Origin of the sequence: Pseudomonas sp. TCU-HL1, from assembly GCF_001708505.1 — a bacterium.
In the GTDB taxonomy this organism is placed as follows: domain Bacteria; phylum Pseudomonadota; class Gammaproteobacteria; order Pseudomonadales; family Pseudomonadaceae; genus Metapseudomonas.
Genome location: NZ_CP015992.1, coordinates 2,889,027 through 2,904,685 on the forward strand (window position 1 = coordinate 2,889,027; position 15,659 = coordinate 2,904,685).

The window sequence follows — 15,659 nt, forward strand, 5'->3', positions numbered from 1 at the left end:
CCGCACCCGATCACCGCTGGCGACCGTGAAGGTGCGGGCATGAAGGTGGTCATTGCTGATGCCTACAACCTGACCGGGATGAATTCGATAAAAAACCTGAAGAGCTTCCTGACCTCCATCGCTTTCTCGTTGACCGGTATTGCCGTACACGCAAATGCCGCCACTGAAAACCACCGGAGCGCAAGCGGCATCTGTTTCCAACTGACACCGCTTGGCAGCAAGAGAGCTTTACCACAGTCGGCTCAGGAGGGTTCCAGCAGCGATCCGCTCGGCAACTGACTTCGAGTTGCCGACCCCTGAGCCGCTAGCGTGACAGCTGCAGGTTCGCCGACGATCGCATGTGAATCCGGCACTGAAGGCCGCGAGCTATAACTGACTTCAAGAGCGTCTCGAACCCGGGCGTAGAGGACTACCTCCATGAATGAACAGAACTGCGACCTGCTGGACCAGGTATTGATCGCGCACGGCGGCCTGGAACGCTGGAACAGGTTCAACATCGTGCACGCCAGCATTGTGACCGGCGGCTCGCTCTGGGGCATGAAGGGCCTGACCCAGGACAGCGCGCCACGCGAGATGACCGTCTGGCTGCATGAGCAGCGGGCCTCGGTCATGCCTTTCGGGGCGCCGGACAAGCGCACCGCCTACACGCCTGGTCGGATCACGATCGAAACCACGAGTGGGCAGGTCGTGGCTGAGCGCTCGAGCCCGAGGGAGTCATTCCTCGACCACGGGGAAACGACGCCCTGGGATCCGCTTCACCGGGCGTACTTCAACGGCTACGCGCTCTGGTCCTACCTGACCATGCCATTCCTGTTCACCCTGCCCGGTGTGAAGGTTGAAGAGGTGGCTCCGTGGGAGGAGGGCGACCAGAGCTGGCGCCGGCTGCGGGTGCATTTTCCGGAAAGCGTGGCGACGCATTGTCCGGTGCAGGACTTCTTCTTCGGTGAGGATTTTCTGTTGCGCCGGCACGACTATCGCGTGGACGTCAGCGGAGGCATACCCGCCGCGCAGTACGTTCACGACTATATAGAAGCCGAGGGGTTGCGCATGCCCGGCAAACGGCGGGCGTATCGGCGTGACGAGAAGGATCGGGCGATCGAAGGGCAACTGCTGGTATCCATCGATATCAGCGACCTACGCTACGCATGAGTCATTGGCATGACTGGTGGTGGCGAAAGAAATGACGGTCGACACTGGGCGGCTCGGGACTCACCTCGCTATTGCCAACCACAAGAAGATCCCAGCCAACCGACTGGGATTCTTCATTCGTTCGACTAGCTGGTCAGTAGATACCGTCTTGTTTTTTACTTCGCAATAGCCAGTTTGGGATCAAACGGCTCGCCTGATTTAAGCACGCCATAAGCGATGCATAGCAGCTTGCGCATGGCTGCGCAGACGATCTGTTTGCCGGCCTTACCGGCGCCGCGCATGCGCTCGGCCAGCGCGCGGATAGCTGGGTTGTAGGTCAGGGATACGACGGCTGGCAGATAGAGTCCTGCGCGCAACCTGGCAGAGCCCATCCGCGAGATACGAACATGGCCCTTGAGCGTGCCTGAGTCTTGCAACTTCGGGTTCAGTCCTGCAAAGGCGGTGACCGCTCGACTGTCCTCAAAGCGCTGGATATCGCCAAGCTCGGCCAGCAAGAGTCCCGCGGTTCGGTCTGCAATGCCATCGATGCTCTTGAGCAGGTTCCGCTGCCCCTTGAGATCATCGTTGTCGTCGAAGTGTTTTTCGATCGCCGCCAGCGTGTCCTGGATCTGTTGGCGGATGTGCTTGAGCATCGACTGAATCAATTCAATAGCTTTGTCATCATGCGTCACATCCAGACGGTTTTGCTCCATCTGCTCCAGCTCCTGAAGATCTTTCAGGCGGTGCGTAAGTGCTCTGAGGCGGCGAATCTTCGGCTTTTCAGGCTCCCAGGCACGCAGCTTGTCCTGATGCCTGCGGCCGTACTCTGCAATCATCTTGGCATCGACCTTGTCGGTCTTCACGCGCTGCAACTGGCTACTGGCGTAACGCGCCGTCTGGCTAGGGTTTAGCACGCAGACCTTGTAACCCCGTCCGTACAGCCATTGGGCAAGGGCCTCGTGGTAAATACCTGTCGCTTCCATCACGACCCAGGCCTGCGGCTCTGCGTACTTGCTCAACCACTGCTGCAAAACTTCGAAGCCGCCCTGGTCATTGCCCAGCTTGGCCTTGGTGCGGTACTTGCCGTTGGCTTGCAAGGTGGCGATATCGAATGTGTGCTTGGCAATATCAATGCCGACAACAACTCCCATCATGTTCTCCTGTGAAGGGCTGATCGTCACTGCATCCGTCCTACCTTGTTGATGCGAGCTCAAAGCTCTGGATACCGTTCGGACTTACTGGATGAGTGCGGAGGAGCGCAGCGCAATCTACGTTACAAGCTCGAGGCTTTAGGGTGGACACGGCTTGCGGTTCCTCCCCCGATGATCAGTCGGGGACTATCGCCTCTGAGGAGGCTCAAGTCGAGATACAAGGGTGGGCCAGGTCCCGGGTCGGGTCGGGTCGGGTCGCCGGCGTCGATGGCCTGGCTCAGACCAGCTTCACTTCGGCGTGGATGTTGCCTCGCGTGGCCTTGGAGTATGGGCAAGCCTGGTGCGCGGCTTCCACCACGGCCAGTGCCGTTTCGCGATCCATCCCGGGCAGACTGACATTGAGGCGTGCCTGGATGAAGTAGTCGTTGCCGGTTGTGCCGAGGTCCACTTCGGCATCGACTGCAACGTCTTTCGGGACGGTAACCTTCATCCTGCTAGCCACGACACCAATCGCCCCGATGAAACAGGCCGACCAGCCTGCGGCGAAGAGCTGTTCCGGATTGGTCCCGTTGCCTGGGCCGCCGGGAGATGAATGCTTGATGTCCAGGCGCTTGTCAGAGCTGACGGACGCACCGTCGCGACCGCCCGTCGTATGGACTTTGGCGGTGTACAGGACTTTTTCGATCTTGGTCATGATGAGCACCTCACGGGTCCAGACCTACACCAATGGCATCATCGGCCCAAGCCAGTCGATGCTGGGGCCGCTGGCCAATGGCGGCACCCTGATCACCGGCACGCCACCGGGGTGCAGGGGCCGATGATCACGCCGTCATTCCAGGGTGGCCAGGAGGTGACGCAAGCGGTGGCGATCGAGGGTGCCGAAGTTGGCGACGCTGTTGCGTTGAAGATCCAGCGTATGCGCGTCACCTCGCTGGCCACCACGATCTACCGTTGGGCCAATGTCTGACGAGCGTAGCCCAAGTACGTGTGAGGGGGGCGTTGGAGCAATGCCTGATCGACCTCACATCCTGCTGGCGGCACTTTTCCATTTCCTTGCTTGGCAGCGCATTTCGGCTTGCTAGCCTTCGCCGATGGACTACCGTCAAAGGGTCCATGCTGAGGACCAACTTTGGAGGTCGTCACGATCTGGTATTCCGCCAGATTCGCATGCCGTGACGACTATCCCTTTCCCGCGCCCACCCGCCAGCTTGTCGAGTCCTGCATCTCGACAGGCGCGTGCTGCCGTCGCGCTGATGCAGCAGGCGGCGACGGGACTGGCCTATCTACTCGCGGGAGAACTCAACCTGAGGCTGGCCCCGACAGGGAGGGCGTCGGCTGTGGAGGTGCACGATGGGACGTTTGAGCGGAAAGGTCGCGATAGTGACGGGGGCGAGCTCCGGAATCGGCCGCGCAACGGCGCTGTTGTTCGCGCAGGAGGGGGCCAAGGTCGTGGTGGCAGCGCGTCGCGAGGCCGAGTTGAAGCAACTCGTCAGTGAGATCGAGGCTTCTGGTGGAGAAGCGGTGGCGCTGGCAGGGGACGTGCAGTCGGAGTCGTTTGCCGAGAAGCTGGTGGAACTGGCGGTCGGCCGGTTTGGTCGACTGGACATCGCGTTCAACAATGCCGGTACGCTGGGCGAACAGGGAGCTACCACCAACGTGAGTAAGAAGGGCTGGGATGAAGCCCTGGCCATCAACCTGACCAGTGCCTTCCTTGGCGCGAAGTATCAGGTGCCCGAGATGATCAAGCAGCGTGGCGGATCGATCATTTTTACCTCCACCTTCGTCGGCTATTCCTTCGCGTTTCCAGGCGTGGCGGCGTACGCCGCGAGCAAGGCGGGCCTGATCGGACTGACCCAGGCTCTGGCCGCCGAATTCGGCCCCCAGGGTGTTCGCGTCAACGCGATTCTGCCGGGCGCGGTGGATACGCCTATGTACCGCGACATGAATGACAGCGAGCAGGCCCAACAGTTCGTCACCAACCTGCATGCGCTGAAGCGTGTGGCGACGCCTGAAGAGCTGGCACGCTCAGTCCTTTATCTCGCCTCGGACGACTCGGCATTCGTGACGGGGACAGCGTCCCTGGTTGATGGCGGAGCGTCCATCACTCGATCCTGATGCTGGACATCCGGGAAGTGGTCGCAAGGCAGTCCCTGGAAACTGCCCCCCACGGTGGACATGGTTACGGGCAGAAGCAGGTGGCGTCATCCATAAGCGTCACAAAGTAATGCGACTGCCATTCAGCCGTGCCAGGCAGACCGTCATCGAAGTGTCATGAAATTAACTGGTGTAACCGTCCGGGTATATCTTTTTGATAGAGCCATGGTGGCTGGAACCTTACCTGTGTCCTCAAGTGATCGGCGCACCGTTACACAGAAAACACCTACTATGCCACGAAGCCCGTGCTCCAAGCGCTCGGTCAACGTGGACTAATTGTCCCGGTCGCCGCAGGTGACGCGGCCACGTTCCCACGCAACCCGTTCCCGAACAATATTGGGATGCCCGAGGCTCAAACAGTGTCAACCGCTTGAGCCTATTCGGAATGGACTAACGGACTCCTGAATTCCTCAGTGCGGCAGGAGTGAACTCGGTTGCTGACAGGTCAATCCCGAATTCAACCCCATGTTTCTCTTCGTTCTTCATACCGATAGCCAGGTAGCGTCCGGCGGTCAGGTCGTTGAGTGTCTCGAAGGCGTACAGAGGGACTTGCGCCTTGTACTGCTGAACCAGCATGGCCTGTCCCACTCGCCACAATTGACCTCGCGCGTCGTACTGTTCCGATACCGCAATCTGCCATGAGTCTTCATCCAGGAAGAATCGACGCTTGGCATAAATGTGACGTTCTCCGGGTTTCAAGGTTGCCTCGACTTCCCAGACTCGGTGAAGTTCGTAGCGGGCCAGGTCCTGGTTGGTGTGGCCCGGTTTGACGATGTCGCTGTACTTCAGGCTTTGCGAGTCGAGCTTGTAGTTGTTGTAGGGAATATAGAGTTCCCGCTTTCCGACCAGACGCCACTCGTAGCGGTCCGGGGCGCCGTTGTACATATCGAAGTTGTCGACGGTGGCCAGGCCGTCCGCAGCTGTACCGGGGCCGTCATAGGCAACCTGGGGCGCGCGGCGTACTCGCCGCTGGCCGGCATTGTAGAGCCAGGCCATGCGTGGCTGACTGACCTGGTCGATGGACTCATGCACTAACAGGACATTGCCCGCCAGTCGGGATGGTGCAGTCACCCGCTGTGTGTAATACAACAGCGCGTTGGATGATTTGCTGGCGTCCAGGTCCTTTAGGCCATCAGGGAATCCCACCTTGTCTTCGAAGCGGACAAGGGTGTAGTCGCCGGATACCTGGGGTGTCACTTGTACGATGCTGCGGTGCAGGGTGCGGCCGCGATAGCGGGTGATGTGGTTCCAGATGACTTCCAGCCCATTGCGTGGGATTGGAAAGGCATAGTAGCGGCTCTCGGAGAAGTTCCTTAAGCCGTTGCCACTCTCGATTGCCTCGGTTTTCAGGGCACTTGTCTTGATGGCCGCATAGATATCGTCAGGCAGGGAGACGGTGCGATGGCTCGGGTAGACGACCATCCGGTAGCTGCCGGGATAGCGCTTGAACATCGCGATCTGGCCCTCGGACAGGTTCTCTTTGTATTGCTCCACGTTCTCAGCTGTGATGGTGAACAGGGGCTTTTCGTTGGCGAAGGGGTCATCGAGAAAACCGTCGCTGTTCTCTTGCCCTGCATCTTTTGGCAAACCGCCGGCCCACGGGGGAATGGTGCCTGCACTATTACCGGCCCGCTCGCCACCCACCGGGGTCAGGTCCTTCCCCAGGGAAAGGGCTTCCTCGCTGGAAACGGCGGCATTTGCACTCAAGCTCAGGAGGTTGATCAATAAGGCACAAAGCCAGCTTGTTCCTGTTTTCATCTATTGGATTCTCCTTGGTTATTGTTTTTCTCGAAGCCGCCGCTGGTTGCGGGCAACCGGACTCCGCTGACGAATTCGCGGTTGATCCCGTTCCTCGGCTTTTGCGCTTTCCAGTGTCGTGTTGATTGGTGGGGGGGCTTTGGCGGACTCCAGGCTGTTGTTGGCCTTTGTCGTCCTTCCTTTCACGGATTCCAGGGGGGAAATGTTCCTAAGAGGACCTGGCCGCTCGATCCCCGCCTCCGGCTGTGCCTCAGCCCCTGCCGCTTTTCTGCGAGGCCGCCATCAGCGCCCATATACCACTACGCGCATTCGCCTGTGTGGCTAGCACGCGTTCTTCTGCGCTGGCGTGGTCGCGATCCCAGGCCAGAACCTTCGGGGTCATCAGCTTGTGCCATAGCGGTGGGATCATCGCCACGATGATGGTGGTGAGGTAGCCACCCACCATCATCGGAGCCTCCGGGAACGGTTTGAGGTCCTGATAGGGCACCTCGCCCTGGGCATGGTGGTGCGAGTGGCGAGTCAGGTTGAACATGGCCCAGGAACTGATACGCCTGTTGGTGTTCCAGGAGTGCCGCGGCTGCACCGGGGTCGCCGGGTTGCGCACCATGCCGTAGTGCTCCATGTAGTTGACGATTTCCAGCAGGGCCTTGCCCCACAGCGCGCAGGCGATGAAGAACAACGCGGCTTTCAGGTCTCCGATGGCATAGCTGGCGGCGACCAGTAGCGCACTCATCAGGTGGCCGCGGATTACTGCGTTGTGCCAGCCGAACAGACTCTGGCCCTTGCGCGCCAGGCGCTTCTTCTCGATCTTCCAGGCGCTGATGTTGCCCTTGAGCGTCGAAGCAAGAATGTGCCAGTAGACGTTGCGGCCACGCGGCGCGGTGGCTGGGTCCTCGGTGGTGGAAACATAGCGGTGATGGCCGTAGACGTGCTCGATGGAAAACACGGTATCGAAGCTGAAGGCCAGCAGCCAGCGCCCGATCAGCATGGAAACCGGGTCCCAGGTGCGGTGGGTCAGTTCGTGGGCGGAAATAGTACCGGTCATGCCAATCATCAGCCCGGTAATAATCCAGGTGGAGATGTAATGGTCGGCGTAGGTGGCTTCACGGGCGGCGATCAGGTCGTAGCCAGTCAGCCGGCTCGTGGTAGCGCCGAAGCCGAGGAAGTCACCACTGCTGACGCTCCAAACCGCCGAGAAGACGATGAAGGCGAGTAGCGGCAGGGCTAACCAGAGCTGGACGGTGAGAATGCCAGGGTGGTTGAACTGTGGCGTGCTAGTGTCGTCGCCACAGATCGCGTCTCCGAGGACGTAGATCACCACAATTGCGAGCAGGCCGTAGCTGATCCAGGCGCCACCGGCGAGGATGGCGCCGGCAGCCAGCAGGCCTACAGCATGGAAGAGGAAGTATTTGAGGTAGTGCAGGGCGTTCATGGTTCTCTCTCTTGTTGTTGTGGCTAGGCTCAGGACAGAGCTGTTGCCATGTCCCGAAAGGTGGTGAAACGATCGGCGTGGATGTGCGCGCGGGCCACACCCGCGTCGCGCAGCAGGGCGCTGGCGTTGTCGATCATGGCCGGCGGCCCGCACAGGTAGGCGTGCGCCCCAGGTTGGAGGAGAGTGGGGATCTGTGCGGTCACCAAGCCTCGTTCGCCCTGCCAGGAGCTGTCGGCAGCGACTTCGGACAGCACCGGCACGAAGCGGAAGGACCCACGCCATTGCGCGGCGATGGCGCTGATTTCCTCCAGCGCATAGAGATCACGCGCTTCCCGGGCGCCGAACAACAATGTGGCCGGGCGTTGCACTCCGCCGGCCAGTGCGTCCTGCAGCATCGCCAATAGTGGTGCCAGGCCACTGCCGCCAGCCACCAGGAGCAGCGGTGCGCTGGCCGGGCGCAGATGAAACTCGCCCAGTGGCCCTTCCAACGTGACGCCGTGGCCTATCAACGAGCACTCCCCGACTTGGCTGGTGAACACACCGCCCGATACTTGGCGTATGAAGAAGCTCACCTGGGCATCCGGTCGTACCGGTGTGGCGAAGGAGAAGCTGCGGCGCAGTTGCGGCAGGCAGTCGAGGCGGAGGTTCGCATACTGGCCAGCGCGGTAGTTCAGGCCTTCTTCCAGCTGGATGACCAGCCGAGTGATGTCGTGGGTCAGCCGGCTTTGCGCGACCACCCGGCCGCGCACCTGCCGTGTCGCCTGGTGGCGCGCCAGGTCCACTTCGATGCATACGTCTCCTTTGGGCACGCTCTGGCAGGCCAGGATGTAGCCGGCATCAAGATCCTGGTCGGAGAGGATGTAGCCTGTTTCGGTCAGCTCCCTGACCTGGCCCGAGACCAGCTTGCACTTGCAACTGGCACAGCCGCCCACACGGCAACTATGAGGAAAATCGATGCCGTGGCGCAGTGCGGCCTGAAGCAAGGTTTCCTTTGCGTTCACGCTGATTCTGACGCCGTTGATCAACGCAGTGGTTGGGCGCTGTCTGGCAAGAAAAGAAAACATGCGTCGTCCTTTTCAGTGAGTGGTGAAGAGGTTCTGGACGCTGAAATGTTAGGGAGGGGGGAGGAGGGGAGAGAGGGTACGGATTGACATTAGCGGGTCATTAATTGACATTTTGGCACTTTGCCAGCCTGCCGGAGGCAACAGCGCCCATGTCCGAGTTCCTGCTCCCCGTGCAATATCTGCGGCAGATTGCTGAACAGCTGCGAACCATGAGAGCAGACCCGGACGATTGGCTGAGCCACTGCGGTGTCGAGCCACGACAACTGGATAACCCGGGTTATCAGCCTAACCTGGCGCAGTTCCGCCAGCTTATCGAGCACGCGGTGCAGCTCACCGATGAGCCGGCGCTCGGCTTGCTGCTGGGGGAGCGACTGATCATCAATACCCACGGCGTACTGGGATTTGCGGCGCAACAGAGTGAGTCCTTGCGCCAGGCCATCCAGCTCGTGGAGCGCTACCTGGCGGTGCGCACGACGCTGGTCACCATTCGCCAAAAGCATGACGACGCGGCAGGAGTCGAACACATCCAGTTCGTGCCCAGCTACTCACTGGGCCCCATCCAGCGAACCGTGTTGGAGGCTGTGATGCTGGCCATCAAGAACATTTTCGACGCCATCACGCCGAGTCATGTCCGTCTGAACCAGGTCAGCTTCCCCTTCCCGGCACCTTGCTATGTCGGCCTGGCCAACGACATGTTCAATTGTCAGGTGACCTACCAGCAGAGCTGGGCGGGCTTCACGTTCGACTCGGCGTTGCTCGACCTGCCCCTGCGCATGGCCGACCCGGCCGCCTTCCGAGAAGCGGAACTGATCTGCCAACGCGAACTGCTGAAACTCAGTGAGAACATTACCCTCAGCGATCGCATCCGCCGGCTCATGCTGGAAAAGCAGAACGGTTTCCCAAGCCTAGTGGTTACGGCGCGCCTAGTTCACATGACGCCACGTACTCTGCATCGCCACCTGCTGGACGAGGGCACCAGCTTCAAGGAAATACTCAGGGAGGTACGCCATTCGCTTGCCGTAGAGCACATCAAGTCCGGACGTCTCACTATCCAGGAGATCGCCTATTCTCTCGGCTACAACGACGTCGCCAACTTCAGGCGCGCCTTCAAACAGTGGGAGGGAGTGCCTCCTTCTGAATATTGCTCTGAGCTTTTGTAATGAATTGAAGCGACTATCCTCATCTTCGTATGGGCTCTCAGCTACGTTTAGCCAGAACTTTTCACTCCCAGTGGTTATGTCGAAATCGGACTTGATTGCGTCCGCTGGCAGGATGGCAATCTCTCCACGCTGTTCAGCCGGGATAGATGGGTAACGCTTGTCGGGAGACATGGGTAACGGGTTGATGATCATGTCTTGCCCGGTCTCAAGTCGACTTGGCGCAGGGTCTTGTGGATGAACACCACATCGTAGACGCCATCGACGGCGGTGGGGCGGAGAGCGACGCGTTCCCCGTACAGCCCCCCGCCGACGAACAGGCTGCGTCCCTGGAAACTGACCTGGCCGACGCGGCCGACCTTGAGCACCCGGTCGCCCGGTTCGTAGTCCAGTTCAGGCAATTGCTCCGGGTAGCTGCGCCGGCTTGGCTGGTAGCGCGTGATCGGTGGCAGTTGGCCCAGCGCCTCATGCGGGCGGTCGTGGTTGTACTGCTCCCGCCAGTGCGCCATCGCCTGCTGGCAGTGCGCCAAGTCGCGAAACGAGCGCTGCAGTAACTCGCGCTTGAGTGTCTGGTGGAAGCGTTCCAGCTTGCCCTGGGTCTGCGGATGATGAGGGCGGCTGTGGCTGACCTCGATGCCGAGCCGCATCAGCCAGACCTCCAGGGCGGACAGGCCGCCCGCGATGTTCGAGCCCCAGGGCGGACCGTTGTCGGCGGTGATCCGGCGCGGTAGGCCATAGCGGCGAAAGACCTGGATCAGGTGCGGTCGAACCAGTTCGAGGCGCTCGCCCTCGCAGGCCTCCAGGCAGAGGGCAAAGCGTGAGTGATCATCCAACAGCGTCAACGGGTGGCAGCGCGACGAGCGGCCGTCGGCGAGCGGGAAGTGGCCCTTGAAGTCCATCTGCCAGAGCTCGTTCGGCTGGCAGTGCTCGAAGCGCTGCGTGGCCGGAGCTTCGGCCTCCTCGGCGTGGTAGCGCACCCGGCAACCATGGCGGCGGAGGATGGCGTCGAGGGTGCTGTGGTGGGGACGCTCGAACGCGGCCGGCAGCAGGCCGCGCAGCTTGCGGGCGCCCCAATACGGGAAACGGTGGTGCAACTGCACCACCGCCTGTTCCAAGTCCGGGTCGCTGCGCCCAGGGCTGTGCAACGGCCGGCGTGAGCGCTCCTGCAACCCCGCATCGCCGTGCTCGCGGTGGCGCTGTAACCATTTGTAGGCGGTTTTCGGGCTGATGCCGTAGCGCCGACACAGCTCCCGCACGTTGCTCTGCGGTTGTTCGGCCAACCGCACAAACTCGCGTCGAATCGACATGGTGGTGCACTCCTGCCACGGCATCGCTCGAACTCCAGAGTCGAAGGATTCCGTAAGCCTAAATGCGTTACCCATGTCTCCCGACACCCGTTACCTATGTCCCCCGGCTGAACACTGCGCGCACCACGATCCCAGCGTGGGGCGGCCGGTGCGCACGGCGCACCCTACGGTCGGCTTTGAACCAGGGAATGGCAAGGCCGTTCGGCTAGAACAACGCCATCTGCTTGTCGATCAGCGAGGCGAAGTCGTCCCCCACGAAGGGCAGGATGGCGTCCGCAACTGGCTGAAGCTGGCGTGTCAGGTAATGGTCGTAGTCGATGGCCGAGCAGCGGGTTTCCAGCGGCTCGGGGCCGTTCACCGTGATCAGGTAGCTGATCCAGCCGCCGTTCTGGTACTGGCGCGGGCGGCCCTGGCGGTCGTTGAATTCATCGGCCATGCGTGCCGCGCGGACATGGGGCGGCACATTGCGGGTGTAGTCGTCCAACTGGCGGCGCAAGCGCTTGCGGTAGACCAGCAGCTCATCCAGTTCGCCGGCCAGGGTCTGCTGCACGTAGTCGCGCACGTAGTCCTGATAGGGCTGGCGGTTGAAGATGCGCTGGTAAAGCGCCTGCTGGAATTGCTGGGCCAGGGGTGACCAGTCGGTGCGTACCGTCTCCAGGCCCTTGAAGACCATCTCCCGGCGGCCATCCGCGCGTACGACCAGGCCGGCATAACGCTTCTTGCTACCTTCCTCGGCGCCACGAATGGTGGGCATCAGGAAACGCTGGTAGTGGGTTTCGTACTGCAATTCCAGCGCACTCGTCAGGCCGTATTCCTGCATCAGGTGCTCGCGCCACCACTGGTTGACCTTCTGTACCAGGCTGCGGCCGATGCGCGCTGCGTCTTCCTCGCCCTGGGGACGCTTGAGCCAGACGAAGGTGGAGTCGGTATCGCCGTAGATCACGCTGTAGCCTTCGGCCTCGATCAGCTCGCGGGTGCGGCGCATGATCTCGTGCCCACGCATGGTGATGGAGGAAGCCAGGCGCGTATCGAAAAAGCGGCAGCCGCTGGAACCGAGCACGCCGTAGAAGGCGTTCATGATGATCTTCAAGGCCTGCGACAGCGCCTGGTTGCCCTCGCGCTTGGCCGCCTCGCGACCCTGCCAGACCCGTTCGACGATGGCGGGCAGGCAGTGCCGGGTACGGGAGAAACGCCCGCCGCGAAAACCGGGCACCGAGTGCTCGTCGTCCGGCTGGCGCAGCCCTTCGATCAGCCCCACCGGGTCGATCAGGAAGCTGCGGATGATTGAGGGATACAGGCTCTTGTAGTCCAGTACCAGCACCGACTCGTAGAGGCCGGGGCGCGAGTCCATGACGAAGCCGCCGGGGCTGGCCTCGGGGCGTTTGTCGCCGAGGTTGGGCGCGACGAAGCCCTGGCGGTGCATCAGCGGCATGTAGAGGTGGGTGAAGGCCGCCACCGAGCCACCGCTGCGGTCGGTTGCGAGGCCCGTGACGGTGGCGCGTTCCAGGAGGAAGCCGAGCAGCCCGGTCTTGGCGAAGATGCGTGTCACCAGCTCGCAATCCTTGAGGTTGTAGCGCGCCAGGGCGGGCTTGTCCTCGGCGAACATGCGGTTGATCTCATCCATGCGCTGGTACGGCGTGTCGATCGCCTTGCCTTCGCCGAGCAGCGTCTGGGCGACGTTCTCCAGGCTGAAGGAGGGGAAGCTCCAGGTGGCCGAGCGCAGCGCTTCGATGCCGTCGATGATCAGCCGGCCGGCGGCCTCGGCGAAGAAGTGGTTGTTGCCGCTGCCGTGTTCGCGCCAGTTCATGGGCTCGCCGCCCCGACCCAGGCGCAGCGGTACGTTCAGTTTCCCGGCATGGGCTTGCAACACGCGCAGGTCGAACTGCACCAGGTTCCAGCCGATGATGGCGTCCGGGTCATGCTCGGCCAGCCACTGGTTCAGGGCCTCCAGCAGTTCGGCGCGGCTGTCGCGGTACTCCAGCTGGAAGTCGACTTCGCTGGCGTCGCCGTTGGCCGGGCCGAGCATGTAGACCTGGCGCTGGCCGCAGCCCTCCAGGGCGATGGAGTAGAGCTCACCACGCTCGGTGGTTTCGATATCCAGCGACACTAGCTTCAGGCGCGGGCGGAAATCGGGGGCGGGCTTGAGCTGGGTCTCCAGCAGCAGGCCGCTGCCATCTGGCGTGCCATCGAACTGCACCGGTGCGGTGATGAATCGCTCCATCAGGTAGCGTTCCGGTGGTCGGATGTCGGCCTCGTAAACGTCCACGCCCGCCTTGCGCAAGGCCTTGTCCAGGCGCATCAGCTGGCGGTGTTGCTTGCAGTAAAGGCCCAGCACCGGGCGGTGCTGGAAGTCGCAGAGGGCGAGGGCGCGCAGCTCGACGTCTTTCTCTACGCGCAGCAGGGGTTCGGCACGGTCGCGCTGCTCGGCGGGGATGAAGGCTACGGACGCCTGGACAGGCAGGCGCACCCGTTGCGGGCCAGCGTCGGTGGCCAGCCAGAATTCGACTTCCGTCCCCTCGGGTGTGTCCTGCCAATGCCGGGTCAGGACAAACCCCTGCTGTAACGCCACGACTGAAACCTCGGAACCTTTTCTCACCGCGGGATTCTACTCGTCATCGTTCCGGCGTGCGCGGCGGACGAGGGCGGCTCATGGTTTCTGATTGACATGAGGATTGTGAGCTAAGCCATTGAATTGACAGCACACATTCTGTCTGAACTTGTCTATTTTATCTGGCCAGCAAGGGGGCTTTTCTTTATGCTCCGCGGCCTTTTTCATCCGTCCGGGAGACGATCATGCTGGACAACACCCTCGTACAACTCGAACAGCTCGTCAGCGAGCTGCTGCAGCAGAACCAGGCCATCGCTGACGACAATGCGCGCATTCGTGCCGAACTGCGCAAGGCACGCGAAGAGAACGACAGCCTGCAACTGGCGGTGATGGAGCAGGAAGAGAAGCACAGCGCCACTGCCGAGCGCCTGCAGGCCCTGGTCCGCCGCGTCAGCGAGAGCCGCACCAGCGCATGAACAGAGACGGCATCCGCGTACTGCGCATCCTGGGGCGCGAATACAGCATCAAGGCACCGCCCGGTGAGGAGCAGGTGCTGCGCGATGCGGCGGCGATGCTGCAAGCGGAGATCGCCGCCAACAACAAGAAATTCCCCTACGTCACCGGCAGCGAACTGGTGGTGCTTTCCGCACTCAACCTGTGCGCGCGCCAGTTGAACGCCGGTGACAGGCCCCAGGAAGAGGCCGACGTTACCCAGCGACTGGCCGTGCTCAACCGGCGCATTCGCGAGCAACTGGACAGCGTCTCTTCGTAGGGGCGAATTCATTCGCCAAGGGCGGCGTAGCTGCCCCACGAGCCTTTATGGCGAACCTGCGGTCCGCTTGGCGATTGAAATCGCCCCCACAGGGATTGGGCCGGGGCTTGGCCTTTCCTTGTGGGAGCGAATTCATTCGCGATTGAAATCGCTCCCACGACTGGCGATGCCAGGCAACGGGATCAACCGATGACGCGCAGGATGTCGGCGCGGTTGATCTCGGTGCGGCCGTCTTCGTACCACTCCGGAATGGCTTCCTTGAGTAGCTCCTTGTCGCCATCGAGCTTGAACGGCTGGGTATAGCGCTTCTTGCGGTAGGCGTAGATGTAGTAGGTGCCTTCGCGATAGAGGATGCGGTCGAAGGTGTAGAAGCCGATGTGCGAGCCGTTGCAGCGCGCCGTCAGCACCACGTCGCCTTCCTCGTAGGGCAGGGCGCCTTCGGCGCATTCGTAGGTGAAGAACTCACGGACATCGTCCCAGGCCACGCCATCGCTGCTGGACTTGAGGTGATCGCGCGCCTCGTCTTCGGACTGCTGCGAGTGGTCGCTGTACCAGATGAACAGCGGGATGCTCTGGTTGATGTCGTCGCCCAGCCAGCCTTCGCTGTCCAGGTACTCGGCGGTGCGCGCCAGTCCGGCCTGCATGCGGCGGTGGCTCAGCTTGTAGCTGTCGAGTGCGTCTTCGAAGGCCTGGACATGGGTGCAGGCCATCACGCCGTCGAGGCCCTTGAGCGCCTGGACGCGGGCCAGGTAGGCGTCATACAGGGCCGCGTCGGTAATCACGGTGCAGGTATCGCGCACCAGGCTGACACCCACCTGGGTCAGGTTGGCGCTGCCCACGATGACGACATCCGGCTCGATCAGGTAAAGCTTCCAGTTCACGCTCGCCTGGCAACGGAAGTCCACCGACAGGGCCAGGTCGGGATTGGACTCGTTGAGGCAGTGTTCGATGAAGTCGGGGGACGTCAGCGAGCTGATGGTGCCAACCAGGATATCCAGCTGGTTGCCATTCTCGATCAACTGGTCGATCAAGGGCTCGGTGCCGCTGGCGAAGGCGGAAACCATCGTGATCTTCTTTCCGCTCAGTTCGCCCAGATAGGTTTCGAGGCTGTCTTCGTAATCCAGAATTTCCATACCGTCTCCAGCGACATCTTTTTTGCAGTTTCGCCATTTTCGCACAGGCGATGCC

General features: G+C 61.6%; 14 protein-coding genes and 1 pseudogene. 7 read left to right on the forward strand and 8 right to left on the reverse strand.

The features are described 5' to 3' along the window. The first annotated feature begins 39 nt into the window (after positions 1-39). Both THL1_RS13370 and THL1_RS13375 read left to right on the forward strand, forming a co-directional pair. Entirely contained in the window at positions 40-279 is a 240-nt protein-coding gene (locus tag THL1_RS13370) for a hypothetical protein (protein ID WP_237234802.1), read from the forward strand. 138 nt (positions 280-417) lie between these two features. Then, positions 418-1,149, forward strand: a complete 732-nt coding sequence (locus THL1_RS13375; protein WP_069083715.1) for a hypothetical protein — start codon at positions 418-420, stop codon at positions 1,147-1,149. 155 nt (positions 1,150-1,304) lie between these two features. On the opposite strand, the gene THL1_RS13380 is transcribed toward THL1_RS13375, so the two are convergent. Further along, positions 1,305-2,309 (reverse strand): IS110 family transposase, encoded by a 1,005-nt coding sequence (locus THL1_RS13380; RefSeq protein ID WP_237234745.1) that lies wholly within the window; start codon positions 2,307-2,309, stop codon positions 1,305-1,307. A 247-nt stretch (positions 2,310-2,556) separates the two neighbouring features. Then, positions 2,557-2,973 carry an organic hydroperoxide resistance protein gene (locus tag THL1_RS13385; RefSeq protein WP_069083717.1) on the reverse strand — a complete coding sequence of 139 codons (417 nt, stop codon included), beginning with the start codon at positions 2,971-2,973 and terminating at the stop codon, positions 2,557-2,559. On the opposite strand from THL1_RS13385, the pseudogene THL1_RS28950 reads away from it, so the two are divergent. Both THL1_RS28950 and THL1_RS13390 read left to right on the forward strand, forming a co-directional pair. After that, positions 2,972-3,222 (forward strand): annotated as a pseudogene (locus THL1_RS28950) (acetamidase); the annotation flags it as partial. The gene THL1_RS13385 and the pseudogene THL1_RS28950 overlap by 2 nt on opposite strands. A 407-nt stretch (positions 3,223-3,629) precedes the next feature. Continuing rightward, positions 3,630-4,394, forward strand: coding sequence for an SDR family oxidoreductase (locus THL1_RS13390; protein ID WP_069083718.1), 765 nt, complete (start codon positions 3,630-3,632; stop codon positions 4,392-4,394). A gap of 429 nt (positions 4,395-4,823) precedes the next feature. On the opposite strand, the gene THL1_RS13395 is transcribed toward THL1_RS13390, so the two are convergent. From THL1_RS13395 to THL1_RS13405, 3 genes are all read right to left on the reverse strand, one after another. Then, positions 4,824-6,191 (reverse strand): DUF1329 domain-containing protein, encoded by a 1,368-nt coding sequence (locus THL1_RS13395; protein WP_069083719.1) that lies wholly within the window; start codon positions 6,189-6,191, stop codon positions 4,824-4,826. Positions 6,192-6,441: 250 nt separating this feature from the next. Beyond that, complete coding sequence (locus THL1_RS13400) at positions 6,442-7,623, reverse strand: alkane 1-monooxygenase (protein ID WP_069083720.1); 1,182 nt, start codon at positions 7,621-7,623, stop codon at positions 6,442-6,444. A gap of 29 nt (positions 7,624-7,652) precedes the next feature. Beyond that, positions 7,653-8,687: a 2Fe-2S iron-sulfur cluster-binding protein gene (locus THL1_RS13405; protein ID WP_069083721.1), complete on the reverse strand. Its 1,035-nt coding sequence runs from the start codon at positions 8,685-8,687 to the stop codon at positions 7,653-7,655. 149 nt (positions 8,688-8,836) lie between these two features. On the opposite strand from THL1_RS13405, the gene THL1_RS13410 reads away from it, so the two are divergent. Continuing rightward, positions 8,837-9,847, forward strand: a complete 1,011-nt coding sequence (locus tag THL1_RS13410; RefSeq protein ID WP_069083722.1) for an AraC family transcriptional regulator — start codon at positions 8,837-8,839, stop codon at positions 9,845-9,847. 188 nt (positions 9,848-10,035) lie between these two features. Here THL1_RS13410 and THL1_RS13415 read toward each other — a convergent pair whose 3' ends face one another. Both THL1_RS13415 and THL1_RS13420 read right to left on the reverse strand, forming a co-directional pair. Continuing rightward, on the reverse strand, positions 10,036-11,175 hold the full coding sequence (locus THL1_RS13415) for an IS481 family transposase (RefSeq protein ID WP_069081451.1): 1,140 nt from the start codon (positions 11,173-11,175) through the stop codon (positions 10,036-10,038). Positions 11,176-11,356: 181 nt separating this feature from the next. Further along, positions 11,357-13,720, reverse strand: a complete 2,364-nt coding sequence (locus THL1_RS13420; RefSeq protein ID WP_069083723.1) for a DNA polymerase II — start codon at positions 13,718-13,720, stop codon at positions 11,357-11,359. 224 nt (positions 13,721-13,944) lie between these two features. On the opposite strand from THL1_RS13420, the gene THL1_RS13425 reads away from it, so the two are divergent. Together THL1_RS13425 and THL1_RS13430 are read left to right on the forward strand one after the other, a co-directional pair. Beyond that, positions 13,945-14,175, forward strand: coding sequence for a hypothetical protein (locus THL1_RS13425; protein WP_069083724.1), 231 nt, complete (start codon positions 13,945-13,947; stop codon positions 14,173-14,175). Further along, positions 14,172-14,471, forward strand: a complete 300-nt coding sequence (locus THL1_RS13430) for a cell division protein ZapA (protein ID WP_069083725.1) — start codon at positions 14,172-14,174, stop codon at positions 14,469-14,471. The genes THL1_RS13425 and THL1_RS13430 overlap by 4 nt, the downstream gene beginning before the upstream one ends. 182 nt (positions 14,472-14,653) lie before the next feature. Here THL1_RS13430 and THL1_RS13435 read toward each other — a convergent pair whose 3' ends face one another. After that, positions 14,654-15,604, reverse strand: a complete 951-nt coding sequence (locus THL1_RS13435) for a phospholipase D family protein (protein ID WP_069083726.1) — start codon at positions 15,602-15,604, stop codon at positions 14,654-14,656. Positions 15,605-15,659 lie beyond the last annotated feature (55 nt).

What these genes read in the sequence shown, in the direction of transcription:
- THL1_RS13370 (WP_237234802.1), top strand. Translation starts at nt 40, where the DNA reads ATGAAGGTGGTCATTGCTGATGCCTACAACCTGACCGGGATGAATTCG.
- THL1_RS13375 (WP_069083715.1), top strand. Translation starts at nt 418, where the DNA reads ATGAATGAACAGAACTGCGACCTGCTGGACCAGGTATTGATCGCGCAC.
- THL1_RS13385 (WP_069083717.1), bottom strand. Translation starts at nt 2,973, where the DNA reads ATGACCAAGATCGAAAAAGTCCTGTACACCGCCAAAGTCCATACGACG.
- THL1_RS13390 (WP_069083718.1), top strand. Translation starts at nt 3,630, where the DNA reads ATGGGACGTTTGAGCGGAAAGGTCGCGATAGTGACGGGGGCGAGCTCC.
- THL1_RS13395 (WP_069083719.1), bottom strand. Translation starts at nt 6,191, where the DNA reads ATGAAAACAGGAACAAGCTGGCTTTGTGCCTTATTGATCAACCTCCTG.
- THL1_RS13400 (WP_069083720.1), bottom strand. Translation starts at nt 7,623, where the DNA reads ATGAACGCCCTGCACTACCTCAAATACTTCCTCTTCCATGCTGTAGGC.
- THL1_RS13405 (WP_069083721.1), bottom strand. Translation starts at nt 8,687, where the DNA reads ATGTTTTCTTTTCTTGCCAGACAGCGCCCAACCACTGCGTTGATCAAC.
- THL1_RS13410 (WP_069083722.1), top strand. Translation starts at nt 8,837, where the DNA reads ATGTCCGAGTTCCTGCTCCCCGTGCAATATCTGCGGCAGATTGCTGAA.
- THL1_RS13415 (WP_069081451.1), bottom strand. Translation starts at nt 11,175, where the DNA reads ATGCCGTGGCAGGAGTGCACCACCATGTCGATTCGACGCGAGTTTGTG.
- THL1_RS13425 (WP_069083724.1), top strand. Translation starts at nt 13,945, where the DNA reads ATGCTGGACAACACCCTCGTACAACTCGAACAGCTCGTCAGCGAGCTG.
- THL1_RS13430 (WP_069083725.1), top strand. Translation starts at nt 14,172, where the DNA reads ATGAACAGAGACGGCATCCGCGTACTGCGCATCCTGGGGCGCGAATAC.
- THL1_RS13435 (WP_069083726.1), bottom strand. Translation starts at nt 15,604, where the DNA reads ATGGAAATTCTGGATTACGAAGACAGCCTCGAAACCTATCTGGGCGAA.